The sequence below is a fragment of the Formosa haliotis genome, from assembly GCF_001685485.1.
GTDB lineage: Bacteria > Bacteroidota > Bacteroidia > Flavobacteriales > Flavobacteriaceae > Formosa > Formosa haliotis.
The window spans coordinates 3,983,134-3,996,038 of record NZ_BDEL01000001.1; the positions used below are offsets into that span (position 1 = coordinate 3,983,134).

Consider the following 12,905-nt stretch of genomic DNA (forward strand, 5'->3'; position numbering starts at 1 on the left):
GTGTTAGTTGATTTTTGTTTTATTGATTTCTTTTTCTAATAAAAATGCGACTAAAGGGATGAGGCCATGTGGCAGTCTGTATACCGTTAAGTAAGCTGTGACATGAATAGAGTTAAGTAAAAAGTCACTATTAATACCTGCCACAATACGGGCTAAAGCAGTTAAAAACCCCCAAACTATAATGTACCCAAAAGCATATTTTGAAAGTTTAGGAATAAATAAAAAGATGGACAGTACTACATCTAGAAATCCAACGATAAATAAAAATAATTTGGCATTGGTTTCGTTTACACCAAGTATCGAAATAGTCATATCTATAAAATGGCCTGGGACATAAATTACGCCCATCGCGAAAAGGCCATGCGGAATAAATGTAAGTGCAATAGATATTTTGAGCCAAAAAAGGAGTTTTGACTTATTTATTGATTTTGTACTATTTATATACAGTAATACTAAAGGAGCTGCAAACTGAATACTAAGTTCGAAGAATTGTAAAGGATCGTAATTCTTGTCTTTTACCAAACATAATCCTAAAATAATCAGTATTAACACCCCAATACTAATACTCGTTTTTTTGACAAGTTGCGATGAAATTTGATCCCAAAATAAAGCCACAAAAGCAGCTATAAATAATAATATAGAAGATAGTTTTACACTAAAATCAATCCATTTATTAACTACGGTACTTGTGGCATAATCGTACCAAGACATATTAAGAACTCCTGTAACAAGAGGAGACAATAAACTTTCATCCCATAAAAACGCTCTATAGGGAGCACCAAAAAAATAAAACTGATAGGCTCGAGCAAAAAACACTAAAAACGCACATAGTTTTATGTAAAAAAACATCTTTTATCCATGTGCCAAAATTGGACTTTATTTGGCAGGTACCTAAAAATGTTAAATTAAGTCTTCTTTATAAATATATTAGTTGAATGTAAATTTTATAACATTTTAAGTTACCTCAATGTTTCCATTATTTCATGCTTTACATTACTTTTCTGGCAGTCTGTTCTTTGAGGAATCTAGGGCGAGTTTCGAGAATTTATATTAATTAAATAAAAGGAAAATATTTAAGCTGATCATTCTATTCTTGATTTTAAATTTTTGACCCTTAAAATTATGCATGTTTATTCATCAACCCCAAAAAATAAACGCTGAGCAGCAGATAATCTTTTATAAAGCCAAATTCATTTAGTTTTTGAAAAAAAAAGATTTTACAAACTCACTCATAAAGATCTAAACTATTAAACCTAAAAAAAGCCTCCCAAATAGGAGGCCTGTGTTTTAATTAACAATAATTATCTAGTTTAAATACTCGTTTTCGTACTAAATGTGATAAAAGATTAAAAATCAACTCGCTTATTGAGCTTGTGATTTACTTTTTTACAAGCAATTTTTTGGTAATTGTTGTGTTGTGGTTGCTAAGTTTTATAAAATATAGTCCGTTGCTTAAGCCAAGGTTAGATACATTTATTTTTAATGATCTTTTTGAAGTTATAGGTTGCATTGAAATACGTTTTCCTCCTAAATCATAAATTTCTAATTCTCCAGAAAATGTGGTCCCAAGTTTTATGGTTAGCATTCCGCCATTATAAGGGTTTGGGTAAATTGCAGCATTTTGCATTTCTATACTATCGTTATTTGAAAGTGTATTCGATTTTGTGGTTTCCATATGGTCTATATTCCAATAAAATATAGAAGCTTGTGCTTTAGTTGTGGCCGTAGCAGTAATAGCATTATTGCTAGCAATAACCCAATAATTACCATTTATTTTTGATTTAATATAAACGCCATCTGAACCATCTGATTCCAGAGTGAACATTTGTCGATTAAATATCCCCGTTGCACCACAGCGAATTATATTATCGCTAGCAGTAGTTACATATTTGTTGGTGGCACTAGATTGAAATGACAGAAATCCGTCTTTCTCTAAAACTATAAATTTTTCAAGAGAGGTTGCCGAATTTATTGTTGCCTGCACCGCAGTTCCCGAAGCCGTATTTACGGTAAGAAATAAACCAGCAGATGAAAGTAAAGTAATGGTTTCACCTTGTGTTGGCGTTTCAGCTGTACCAGTGCTAGAACCGTCTTCGTCTGTGTTGTTTACTATAATCTCACAAGTAGCTGTGAAATTTCCATCAATTGTTTTTACCTGAATGGTGGTATTTCCGCTCTGTACTGCTTGAATTTCTCCATTTTGATTAATGGTAACGATGTTAGTATTTGCAGCAGACCAAGTAACATTCTTATTACTCGCATTTTCTGGTAATACGGTTGCACTTACAGTTTGGGTATCTCCTACATGAAGAGAAAGATTAGTGAGATCCAAATTAACACCTGTAACTGCAACCGTATCTTCGCCGCTAGCACTGTCCTCTGTCAAGGAAAAGTCATCGCAAAATGCAGAAGCAGAGGACCAAAACCATATTCGATAAACAGATTCTTGGTCTCCAGTAGTAAAGGAAAACTCTCCTTTAGTAAAGGTGGTACTCGAAAATTCGTGATTTTTTACCAATGCGTTAGTGTCATGTTTATTTATTCCTATAAAGGCTGAGTTTCCCAAGGTTGTTTTACCGTAAGCAGAAATGGTGTAAGACGTATTGGCCTTTAAGGTTACTAATTGTGCAATGCTTGAGTTGTTAACTTCTCCAGCATGCTGTCCAGAGTTTTTGTTGTTACTTATAACAGCTGAGGCTCCAGCGCTGGCATCCCAATGGGTTAAATCTCCGGTTTCAAAACCCTCATTTTCTAAGGTTCCCATGCTAGAATTTGGTGGCGTAGTAGTACTACCTGTTTTTTCCCAAACTCGAACGTAATCCACAAACATCGATGTAGGCATACCTGGTAATTTTGCTTTGGCTTTAGCATTGGTTTCTGGATTTATGGCATTGTTACGGTTGTTGAAAAATTCTACGAAAGGCTTTCTAAGACCTAAAGAAAGAGTAATATTCATAGGGCGATGCCAATAGGTATTTGGTTTTCTTACAACTTCTACACCATCTACATACCAAATTATTTCTTGTTCGTTAACCTCACAACCATAAATATGATAATCTTGTGTAGGATCCCAAGGGGCTCGCCATTTATTTAATTGTTCATCTGGGTACATTTTTGGTCGTCTCCATACATCTTGTCCGTTTTGTTTTACAACGGCATGTAGATTTAAATCGATGTCTTGGATGTCATCTTGATGACCTTCATACCAATCAAATTGCTGTAATTCTACAATATCAATTTCGCTATAAATCGTTTTTCCGTCTCCTACATTTCTATCAAAATTACTGTATAACCAAAAAGAAGGACAGACACCTTCTCCTATATCTGCTCCCTTTATTTTAGCTTCAAAATAGCCATAGGTAAACGTAGCATACGATTTTAAAATTCCAGATTTAAAATACGTGCCATCGTCTGCAGCATTGTTTGCGTTTTGCCGCATAGTTAAGGCTGCGGCACCATCGTTAATTTCGACATTATTTTGGTTATCCCATTTCCATGCGGTGGTATTAGGAAGGCCAGACGTTTTTTGCCATTTTTGCCAATCTGGGTTGTCGTTGTTAAACTCGTCTGAGGCATTCCATTTTATTTGCCATTGGTCGTTTGCGTTCGAGGTTTTGGTTGGTTGTTGGGCAAATAAAATACTCGTACTACACAATATAGCTTTAACACATAAGTACTTACCAACCCTTTTTAGTTTGTTTAGTTGTTTCATTTTTTTCTTATAAAATTTAGTAAACAATAAAGATATTGTTACGCTACTTGGGTGAATAGTACAAAATTAACTTCTTATGGTATTGAGTTACCTTGTGTGTTTATTTCGTTCGGTCTATTCTCCTTATGCCCACTTGAACTGTTTAAGTATGAAAATGAATTATGATTTTAAACTTGTAAACACTATAGTACTTGTCTCTACTTTATATAACTAATTCATGTGTTTTTTATGAGGTAGAATGTATAAATGGCCGAAAATCAGGTTATTATTTGCTGTGCGAATCAATACGGGCGAAAAAATGATGAAGTGAAACCTTTAATTAGCGGGATAAAAGTGCTTAAAAACCTTTCAAGCTAAAAGAAAATGTCTTTGGGTCAAGCATTCCTCTCCAATCATCTTAATTTAGAGATTAATAGAAATAATTTAAAAATATATAATCATGAATGTACAAGCATATTTGGCCTTTAATGGGGATTGCCATGAGGCGTTAAACTTTTATAGTGAAATATTTAAAGCCGAAATAAAAAATAAACAAACTTACGAGGACCGTAATATAGATATCCCAAATTCGTATCGTAAAAAACTTCAGCATGCCGAGCTAAAGGGGAATGGGGTGCATTTTATGGCTTACGATGCCGCACCAGATACGCCTTTAAATCAAGGTACTAAAATACATATGAGTGTGGACTTAAAAACACCAACAGAAGCTGAGCAATTATTTAATGAATTATCTAAAGCGGGGCAAGTGCATCACGATTTTAGAGAACGTGAATGGGGCCATTTTGGACGCTGTACCGATAAATATGGAATTAATTGGATGGTAAACTGTAATAATTAAGATTCATAGTAATCAATAAAACAAATCATTATGCAAATTATATTTGAGTATCACGATGTACAAGCTAGCGAATCGCTAGAGAAACTGACACGGGAAAAATTAGAGAAATTAGGAGAAAAATTCGAAATGGTAATTCGTGGCGATGTGTTTTTTAAAGTAGAAAACACGACGTCTGATGAGACTGGAAAAATTTGTAATATCAGATTAAGTCTTCCAGGGCCGCGACTTTTTGCCGAGGCTAGTCATGATAATTTTCCTGATTCCATTTCAGAATCTATCAGCGATCTTGAACGTCAGTTACGTAAACGTAAAGATAAAATGAAAACATTTTAAATAATTAACCACAAAAAATTAGAATTATGGATCCGTCAACATTAATAGGAGCAACATCTAAACTTTTTAAAAATGATAAGATGAAGATTGCATTTGTTGCATTACAATTAGGGTATCTAACCTATAAGTTTATTCAGAATAAAAAGGAAATGCAATATAGAGAAATTGAAAATCGGTAATAGATACTGATTTTAATTAAAGGTTTAAAAGGAATGCTTTTCGGGGCTTCCTTTTTTGCTTTATATGAATGGTACATTGGGTAGCTATTATAATTCCCATCAGAATTTTTAATTCTACTGAATGAGTTAAATTGAAAACAAAAACATCCTGATAGGCTAGTAATATTCAAGCCCATCAGGATGTTTTTTTAAGGATTTAAAAAAAATGAGATTTGTTATAAATCTATTTGGCTTGAGATTTTACTTTAAAATGAATGGGTTTAAAGGTGCCGCCATTACTATCTTCTGCCGAGCAAGCTGTAAGGCAAACTAACAGATCCATTTGGGCCTCAAACTTCACGAAATCTCCAGGCTTAGAAGTAGGAGGGAGCACAGATAATTTTCCATATTTATCAAACTGAACATTCATAAAAATATTAAATGCTGTAGGTATATCATCTTGTGAAATGCCATAAGGCTCTAAATTTCTAGTCAAATTTTCTAGACAGCTTGGATGATAACCTACGTTATCGTACATAATAACAAAGGTTTCTGTACTACAAGGCGCTAAAAGAAAGTCATTTCTTCCATTAGTATCTTCTAAGATTTTCATCATTTTATTAGACCTATTACTCCATAAATAATTTCCTGTACTTAATAAAATAGATTCTTCGAAATCTAAAGTTTTACCTGAAGATATTTTTTCTTTAATATCATGTGCGTTAAAAAGCACCATATCGCTAACTTGCTGACCTTGAGGGTTGATAACCGTTAAAATATCACCTTTTTTTAGTTGGATAGTTTTTCCGCTTTGTTCGTTAATTATATGTAACATAGTTATACTAATTGATGTTTTGAATGAAAAGGGCAAGTCCAATTTTGCTCGACTTGCCTACCACTATATTGTTTTGTTTCCGTGTCGTTTCCAAAATCTTTTAACACGGGATTAATGGTGCCCTGAAGTTTTTTATCGCGTTTACGAATTCGTTTTTTTATGCGTTTATAGGTCCCCATTTCTCTTAATTTTTCAAATTGCCAATGCAAATTAAATACGATGGTAGGGTACGGACTTTGTCTGGCAAGTCTAGAACTGTTATGGTGTAAGCCCACAATGTAAAACGCTTTACCCTTTAAACTAAAACTGAAATTTGCATTATTTGGATCTTCGCTTACCACTGGGTCCCAATCGTTATCGTCTAAATCATGTAACTGCTGAAGGAAGGACCATAAGGTTTTTTCAAAAGCTATTTCTGTATTAAAAGTGTCCTTCGGAAAAACAGCGATAAACGATTCAAATTCATTAGACTCAAAATCGTATTGATTTATGTATGCTTCTAAATCTTTTAATACCGTGGTTGCACTTTCTTTCGCCGTCATACTCTCGTAGGTTTTTAAATGATATTTTTCCATCGAAAAAACGGTTTTAGCCATAATGCATGGATGCTTTTTATTCAGAATAAAATCTTTAAATTCTACTTCAATTTCCTCTGTTTTAATTGCTGACTTATTTGGTTCCATAACACGAACTAGTTTGCTTTAGAAGCATTTATATTCTAATATTAATTTAATATAAATGGTTTTCTTCCTAAGATTATAAAGCCTAAATTATAGCTTTGTAAGGACAACAATAGGCGCTATCGCATTTTAAATTAGCACGAAACAACGCCTCGAAAAAGGAAAATTAAACCACTAGATAAAAAGTGTTTTTGAGTTAAAATTGACTTCAATAAAATTGATGTAAACATTTAAAAAATATTACTTTTATTAGGAATACTAAATCTGTTTACTGTAAAAAATGAAATTTAATAGGTATATAAAACGTGCCATTTTAGGAGGTGTAATCTCTATGATTATTATCTTTTTAGGAACGGTGTTAATTGGGAAATTATCGGGGTATGAGGCAAAAATATTAATAGAAAATTCTATAGATGGTATCAATACACTTTGTAACACGATTACTTTAGCTTCGGCAACTATTTTGGCCCTGTTATTAACACTTTTAGGGGTTAGTAATAAATCGAAACTTAAGCCAGAACATTACAAGCATGTGCTTTTTATCGCAAAATTAGATACCATAGTATTTGTAGCGGCTATGATTTCATTTTTATTGTTTAATCTTCCTATTACCGATTCCGAAAATATACCCGAATCGTGGTTTACCATTATGTACTACATTTCGCTAGCCGTGTCTAGCGTTTTAAGTTCTGCCTTAATTATTGTGGTATTAATGCTTTATAATACCATAGTAAGTATTATTAAAATTATGGGTTTAGGTATGACTGATCATCCTTTAGCGATAGATGAAAAAAAGGCTAAAAAGGATTAAAAAAAAGTGGATAGTTTATTCCTATCCACCTATTATTTCGCCACCATTTACATGAATAAATTGTCCGGTAATATAGCTGCTGTCTTCGGAAGCTAAAAACACATAGGCCGGACCTAATTCGCTGGGCTGACCTGCGCGACCTAAGGGCGTGTCTTTACCAAAATCTGAAACTTCATCGAACGACGAAATGACTAAAGGTGTCCAAATGGGGCCCGGAGCTACGCCGTTTACCCTAATATTTTTCTCTGCAAATTGTGCCGACAACGAACGGGTAAAGCTTACGATAGCTCCTTTTGTACTGGCATAATCTACAAGGTGAGAACTTCCTCTATAAGCCGTTACCGAACTCGTATTAATAATAACATCGTGTGCTTTAAAATGTTTTAGAGCGGCTTGCGACATGTAGAAATATGGATAAAAATTCGTTTCTACAGTTTTGTGTAAATCGGCAGTAGTAATATCTTTAATAGAATCTTTAGGAAAATGAGTCGCGGCGTTATTCACCAAAATATTTAATTGCCCAAACGTATCGATACACTTTTTGACACTCGATTTACAGTGCGCTTCGCTTTTTAAATCGGTTTTTATTAAAAGGCATTTTCTACCTTCTTGTTCTACCTGCTCTTTAATTTGTTTAGCATCTTTATCTTCTTCGAGATAAACAAGCGCAATATCGGCACCTTCTTTAGCAAAGTGCAACACAACACTAGCACCAATACCACTATCGCCACCGGTAACTAAAGCTACTTTACCTTTTAATTTGTTGGAGCCTTGGTAAGTCTTCCTAATTAATTCGGGTTCTGGATTCATTTTGTGTTGCATTCCGGGTTTGGATTGCTCTTGCTCTGGAAATTTATCTGGTTTTGCCATTTTTATTGATTTTTTAAATTACTATTGTTTTGAAGGTATCATTTTTTCTTTGTGATTTGAGCGTATTAAAATGTAAAGCATAATACCATTAAAGATTAAGGAAATGGCATTACAAATAATAATTGGCCAATCGTGTTTTAAAATTCCATAAACAACCCAAAGAGCAACGCCAAGACATAAAATAATATACATCCACGGACTTACATCGTTTACCTTTCCTGTTTGCACCGCTTTTATAATTTGAGGCAATACGGCAACAGTGGTAAAAATACTGGCTAAAATGCCAATGGTTTGATCTAAATCCATGGATGTTGTATAGTTAATATTATACAGGAACAGCGTCCGCAACCTCTAAGCGTTTCCAATTACGGTGTTTCGAAATCGCTTCAATAAAGGCTGTCGGCTTGGCATTTAATAATACGGCTTCATCATCGGTATACTTAGAAACAAAGGTTTCATTAATAAGATCGAGGCCTTCATGATCTGCAGCAATAGCCTTACAATGTTTAAAAGCTTCATTAATAAATTTGATATATTTTTTAGAAGCTAAAAGCGCTTTAATAGATTTCTTGCCTCCAGGTATATAAATTGCATCAAAAAGCACACTTTCTGTGGTACTAATTGCAGCATCTACTTTATGTTCCATGCCGTCGGTACAGGTTATGCTTCCGCCATGAGGAGCTACAATTTTTATAATCGCACCTTTTGCTTTTAAAGCTGAAGTCATATTGTCAAAATCTTTCATTGAAAAACCATCAGCTGCTAATACGGCTATTTGTCGTGTGGCAATACTATTGAACGCCGTGTTTGCCTGACTCAACGTTGGTGCTTGTTCTAAGTAAATTTTCTTTTTTCCTGGCTGAAATTTTTCAACTTGGGCATCGGCTCCTATGGCTTGGTTTATTGGTTGCTCTATGGATTTAGGAACTTCTAGTCCTAAACCTTTGGCTACATCTGCCGCTAGTTTTTCATCGACCTGAGATACGACCCAAAGCATACGCTCTTGGATGTGCTGATGTTTACATTTTCCTAATTCAAAAGTGTAGGCTTCCATAACATGCTTCTGTTCCCAATCTGATAAACTGCGATAAAACAACGCAGGTTGCGAAAAGTGATCGCTAAAACTTTCGCTTCGTGTGCGTATTTTTTTTGCATCGATACGCTCTTCGTAAGAGGTAAATCCGCCTTCGGCCATTTTTGCTAGGTGCGGACAACCACCACCTAAACTATTTGGGAAATAGGCAGTTTGTCCTTTAGGGATTTCGGTTTGCATATGGCCGTCGCGTTGGTTATTGTGCGTCTCGCCAACAGGTCGGTTTATAGGAATTTGATGAAAATTTGGTCCACCTAAACGCGATAATTGGGTGTCTCGGTACGAGAATAAACGGCCTTGTAAAAGCGGATCGTTTGTAAAATCGATACCAGGTACGATATGCCCGGGTAAAAAGGCCACTTGTTCGGTTTCAGCAAAAAAGTTTTCTGGGTTGCGATTTAAAGTCATTTTACCTACAATCTTTACGGGTACCATTTCCTCAGGAATTAGTTTGGTAGGGTCTAACAAATCGAAATCGAATTTATGCTCGTCTTCTTCAGGTACAATTTGAAGTCCTAATTCCCATTCTGGATAGTGTCCAGCCTCGATAGCTTCCCATAAATCGCGACGGTGAAAATCGGAATCGGCACCACTAATTTTTACAGCCTCATCCCAAGTTACCGAATGCACACCTAATTTTGGTTTCCAATGAAATTTTACAAAATGAGATTTTCCTTCCTTATTAATTAGTCTGAAAGTATGAATACCAAAACCTTCCATCATACGTAAACTTCGCGGAATGGCGCGATCGCTCATTACCCAAATTTGATTGTGAAGTGTTTCTGTAGAACGGGAAATAAAATCGTAAAAGGTATCGTGTGCCGAAGCCGCTTGTGGGATTTCATTATTAGGTTCTGGTTTTACCGAATGGATTAAATCTGGAAATTTCATAGCATCTTGAATAAAAAAGATAGGCATGTTATTCCCTACCAAATCCCAGGTGCCCTCATCGGTGTAAAATTTTACAGCAAATCCTCTTACATCTCGAGCCAAATCTGTAGAGCCTTTAGACCCTGCAACGGTAGAAAAACGCACAAACACCGGTGTTTTTTTAGAGGTATCTGTAAAAATATCTGCTTTAGTATAGTCTTCTAGATTTTCATAGAGCTCGAAAATACCGTGAGCTCCGCTACCCCGAGCATGAACAATACGCTCTGGAATGCGTTCGTGGTCGAAACTGGTAATTTTTTCACGAAGCAGAAAGTCCTCTAATAAGGTCGATCCGCGCTCTCCTGCTTTTAAAGAATTATTAGTATCGTTCACTTTCAAGCCCTGATTGGTGGTCATGGTTTTGCCTTCCGATTCCTTATATGCTGACTGTAAAGCTTCAATTTTTTTAGATTTTTGGTTTTTATGATTTGACATGGCATTCGGTTTTATAGTGTTCTACAATTTTTTCTGTTTAATAACACTTCCGAAAGTCTTAATTAGCAATGAGATGTATTAACACAAATAAGTAAAAAATTAGCGCAAAAAATTACATGTAATGCTTTTCTATAGTACGATTTTTAACCTTCGTTTTGAGTTAAAATTTAATTTATAACAGCACTTTTGTTTTCGGAAATTCGTTTATTTTCATGGTTTTAACTTTTGAATTATGAATATATTAGGCTTATCTTACGATATCTTAGAGCTAAGTTCTAACACAACTCTAGATTTTATTATTGCTTTAGTAGCGGCTATGGTTGCCGGTTTTTGTATTGGTTTAGAGCGGCAAATGAAAAATAAAAACGCAGGATTAAAAACCTATGCCTTAGTGGCTGTTGGAGCAGCTATTTTTACTCAAATATCATTTGTTTTTATAGATATTGATTACGTCGACCTTAGCCGGATTATTAGTCAGATTGTGGTAGGAGTAGGATTCTTAGGGGCTGGTGTAATTTTGCAAGGTAAAGGGAAAATTAAAGGTTTAGCCACGGCAGCTGCCATTTGGTGTAGTGCCAGTTTAGGATGTTTAGCCGCTTTAAAAATGTATGTTGAGTTAATTAGTGCAACCGTTTTAATTGTATTTATTAATATCATTTTTGGCTATCTTAATAGTAAGATCGATAAATCGAATATAGAAGGGAATTAAGATGTAAATCGTTTTTAGATTTTAACGTCTAAATTTAAAATACGATGCTAAAGGATGAGTTTTTCCTTGTAAAAAATTACTTAATACCTCGGTTCCAATTACAGAAAAAGTAATGCCATTTCCGCCAAAACCTAACAAGAAATAACTGTCTTTAAAATCGGGATGAGACCCAATATAGGGTAGCCCATCTTTAGTTTCTCCAAATGTGCCGGCCCAAGCAAAATCGGTTCTAAAATGATATTGTGGTAATAAAGCATTCAATTTCTTTTTCAAGATTTTGCTTTTATCGTGTAATAAGGCATCCCGCTTTTTTGGGTTTATAAAATCTTCATCTTCACCACCAATTAAAATCCTATTGTCGTCTATCGTTCTTAAATAAAGGTATGGCTCTGCGGTGTTCCAAAACAAAGTGTCGTTTAAGTGCGATTGGTCGGTTTCATTTCGCTCACCAATAATCGCGTAGGTAGATAGTAAATTTACAAACTTGTCTTTTATAAGTTCGGTACTTTCATAACCATTGCAATACATTATTTTTTTTGCAGTAATGGTAAATCCGTAATTCGTTTTTATTTCTATACCTGTAGCGGTATGATTAACAGATGTAATTTCGGTTTTATCAAAAATATTTAGGCCTTTATCACTGTTATATTTTAAAAGGTCATGTGTAAATTTAAAAGCGTCTAAACTTCCTCCTTGTTTTGATAAAATACCTCCAAAAGTATTTTTTAGTTTATATTTTTCTTCAATAAATTTTGAGCTGAGCCAAGTTACCGGTAGTCCGCATTCTCGACGCGCTGCATACTCTTTTTTTAAATCGGCCACATCTGATTTTGACGCGGCAAAGTAAAGCGATTCTTTTTTTTGAAATCCACAGTCTGATTGGATGTCATTCACGATAGTTTGTAAATCATCTATAGCATTAAAACATGCCCAATAATTAGCCTCGGCACCAGATTTACCTATCATTTCCGATAATTTATAAAGCGGCACATCTATTTCGTACTGCAACATAGAGGTTGTTGCCGAGGTGCTTCCATTGGCAACTTCGCGTCTGTCTATAATTGTGGTTCGATAGTTTTCGGACATACATTTATGAGCCATTAAACTCCCGGTAATACCCGCTCCAACAATTAAAATATCGGTTTCTATATTTTTTTTGATGGATGGATAAGATTCTAATAGTCCATTTTTAATGAGCCAAAAAGGCTCGTTCGAAGTGAGTTTCATGTGTTTAGCGATTGGCGTGAATTCGAACTAAATGTAATTTGAAAATTTAAAGTTTTTGCTCTCTAATACTAAAATAAGTAACTGCAATAAGCAGGAGGAACAAACTTTTTACGTTTCTATTGTTATCGCTCTAACCTTAGTTGAAGATCTATGAATAAATAAGGAATTTATTGTAATCCTAACCATGACGGTTTGAATGACCTCTCCTTTTTAAGGTTTTAAATTGTGAATTTTCATACGTAAAACAGAAGAAATTTCACAGTACATATTAGTC

The 12,905-nt window shown here is 34.6% G+C and carries 13 protein-coding genes; 5 read left to right on the forward strand and 8 right to left on the reverse strand.

What is annotated here, in order from left to right; translation table 11 throughout:
- Positions 1-3: 3 nt before the first annotated feature.
- The gene (locus tag A9D35_RS16830; protein ID WP_066225172.1) at positions 4-849 is read right to left on the reverse strand and encodes a hypothetical protein; all 846 of its coding nucleotides are present in this window, start codon (positions 847-849) and stop codon (positions 4-6) included.
- A 529-nt stretch (positions 850-1,378) separates the two neighbouring features.
- Positions 1,379-3,712 (reverse strand): family 16 glycosylhydrolase, encoded by a 2,334-nt coding sequence (locus A9D35_RS16835; protein ID WP_066225175.1) that lies wholly within the window; start codon positions 3,710-3,712, stop codon positions 1,379-1,381.
- Positions 3,713-4,151: 439 nt separating this feature from the next.
- Here A9D35_RS16835 and A9D35_RS16840 point away from each other — a divergent pair, with 439 nt between their 5' ends.
- The 3 genes from A9D35_RS16840 to A9D35_RS18730 are packed head-to-tail and all read left to right on the forward strand — an operon-like array spanning position 4,152 to position 5,062.
- Positions 4,152-4,550, forward strand: coding sequence for a VOC family protein (locus A9D35_RS16840; RefSeq protein ID WP_066225177.1), 399 nt, complete (start codon positions 4,152-4,154; stop codon positions 4,548-4,550).
- A 30-nt stretch (positions 4,551-4,580) separates the two neighbouring features.
- Positions 4,581-4,883 carry a ribosome hibernation-promoting factor, HPF/YfiA family gene (gene hpf, locus A9D35_RS16845; protein WP_066225178.1) on the forward strand — a complete coding sequence of 101 codons (303 nt, stop codon included), beginning with the start codon at positions 4,581-4,583 and terminating at the stop codon, positions 4,881-4,883.
- Between the two features lie 26 nt (positions 4,884-4,909).
- The gene (locus A9D35_RS18730; RefSeq protein WP_159427075.1) at positions 4,910-5,062 is read left to right on the forward strand and encodes a hypothetical protein; all 153 of its coding nucleotides are present in this window, start codon (positions 4,910-4,912) and stop codon (positions 5,060-5,062) included.
- A gap of 223 nt (positions 5,063-5,285) precedes the next feature.
- On the opposite strand, the gene A9D35_RS16850 is transcribed toward A9D35_RS18730, so the two are convergent.
- The gene (locus A9D35_RS16850; protein ID WP_066225180.1) at positions 5,286-5,876 is read right to left on the reverse strand and encodes a DUF1989 domain-containing protein; all 591 of its coding nucleotides are present in this window, start codon (positions 5,874-5,876) and stop codon (positions 5,286-5,288) included.
- Positions 5,877-5,878: 2 nt separating this feature from the next.
- Positions 5,879-6,559: a guanitoxin biosynthesis heme-dependent pre-guanitoxin N-hydroxylase GntA gene (gntA, locus tag A9D35_RS16855; RefSeq protein ID WP_066225181.1), complete on the reverse strand. Its 681-nt coding sequence runs from the start codon at positions 6,557-6,559 to the stop codon at positions 5,879-5,881.
- A 277-nt stretch (positions 6,560-6,836) separates the two neighbouring features.
- On the opposite strand from gntA, the gene A9D35_RS16860 reads away from it, so the two are divergent.
- Positions 6,837-7,367, forward strand: a complete 531-nt coding sequence (locus tag A9D35_RS16860; protein WP_066225182.1) for a hypothetical protein — start codon at positions 6,837-6,839, stop codon at positions 7,365-7,367.
- A gap of 21 nt (positions 7,368-7,388) precedes the next feature.
- Here A9D35_RS16860 and A9D35_RS16865 read toward each other — a convergent pair whose 3' ends face one another.
- From A9D35_RS16865 to A9D35_RS16875, 3 genes are read right to left on the reverse strand one after another with little or no spacing between them, the layout of a single operon-like run.
- On the reverse strand, positions 7,389-8,237 hold the full coding sequence (locus tag A9D35_RS16865) for an SDR family oxidoreductase (RefSeq protein WP_066225185.1): 849 nt from the start codon (positions 8,235-8,237) through the stop codon (positions 7,389-7,391).
- 21 nt (positions 8,238-8,258) lie between these two features.
- Entirely contained in the window at positions 8,259-8,543 is a 285-nt protein-coding gene (locus A9D35_RS16870; RefSeq protein WP_066225186.1) for a SemiSWEET transporter, read from the reverse strand.
- A 19-nt stretch (positions 8,544-8,562) separates the two neighbouring features.
- Positions 8,563-10,695, reverse strand: a complete 2,133-nt coding sequence (locus A9D35_RS16875; protein WP_066225188.1) for a catalase — start codon at positions 10,693-10,695, stop codon at positions 8,563-8,565.
- A 232-nt stretch (positions 10,696-10,927) separates the two neighbouring features.
- Here A9D35_RS16875 and A9D35_RS16880 point away from each other — a divergent pair, with 232 nt between their 5' ends.
- The gene (locus A9D35_RS16880; RefSeq protein ID WP_066225191.1) at positions 10,928-11,404 is read left to right on the forward strand and encodes an MgtC/SapB family protein; all 477 of its coding nucleotides are present in this window, start codon (positions 10,928-10,930) and stop codon (positions 11,402-11,404) included.
- A 21-nt stretch (positions 11,405-11,425) separates the two neighbouring features.
- On the opposite strand, the gene A9D35_RS16885 is transcribed toward A9D35_RS16880, so the two are convergent.
- On the reverse strand, positions 11,426-12,631 hold the full coding sequence (locus A9D35_RS16885; protein ID WP_066225193.1) for an NAD(P)/FAD-dependent oxidoreductase: 1,206 nt from the start codon (positions 12,629-12,631) through the stop codon (positions 11,426-11,428).
- Between the last annotated feature and the right edge of the window lie 274 nt (positions 12,632-12,905).

Coding starts and splice junctions, on each gene's coding strand:
- A9D35_RS16830 (WP_066225172.1), bottom strand. CDS start 849: ATGTTTTTTTACATAAAACTATGTGCGTTTTTAGTGTTTTTTGCTCGA.
- A9D35_RS16835 (WP_066225175.1), bottom strand. CDS start 3,712: ATGAAACAACTAAACAAACTAAAAAGGGTTGGTAAGTACTTATGTGTT.
- A9D35_RS16840 (WP_066225177.1), top strand. CDS start 4,152: ATGAATGTACAAGCATATTTGGCCTTTAATGGGGATTGCCATGAGGCG.
- hpf (WP_066225178.1), top strand. CDS start 4,581: ATGCAAATTATATTTGAGTATCACGATGTACAAGCTAGCGAATCGCTA.
- A9D35_RS18730 (WP_159427075.1), top strand. CDS start 4,910: ATGGATCCGTCAACATTAATAGGAGCAACATCTAAACTTTTTAAAAAT.
- A9D35_RS16850 (WP_066225180.1), bottom strand. CDS start 5,876: ATGTTACATATAATTAACGAACAAAGCGGAAAAACTATCCAACTAAAA.
- gntA (WP_066225181.1), bottom strand. CDS start 6,559: ATGGAACCAAATAAGTCAGCAATTAAAACAGAGGAAATTGAAGTAGAA.
- A9D35_RS16860 (WP_066225182.1), top strand. CDS start 6,837: ATGAAATTTAATAGGTATATAAAACGTGCCATTTTAGGAGGTGTAATC.
- A9D35_RS16865 (WP_066225185.1), bottom strand. CDS start 8,237: ATGGCAAAACCAGATAAATTTCCAGAGCAAGAGCAATCCAAACCCGGA.
- A9D35_RS16870 (WP_066225186.1), bottom strand. CDS start 8,543: ATGGATTTAGATCAAACCATTGGCATTTTAGCCAGTATTTTTACCACT.
- A9D35_RS16875 (WP_066225188.1), bottom strand. CDS start 10,695: ATGTCAAATCATAAAAACCAAAAATCTAAAAAAATTGAAGCTTTACAG.
- A9D35_RS16880 (WP_066225191.1), top strand. CDS start 10,928: ATGAATATATTAGGCTTATCTTACGATATCTTAGAGCTAAGTTCTAAC.
- A9D35_RS16885 (WP_066225193.1), bottom strand. CDS start 12,631: ATGAAACTCACTTCGAACGAGCCTTTTTGGCTCATTAAAAATGGACTA.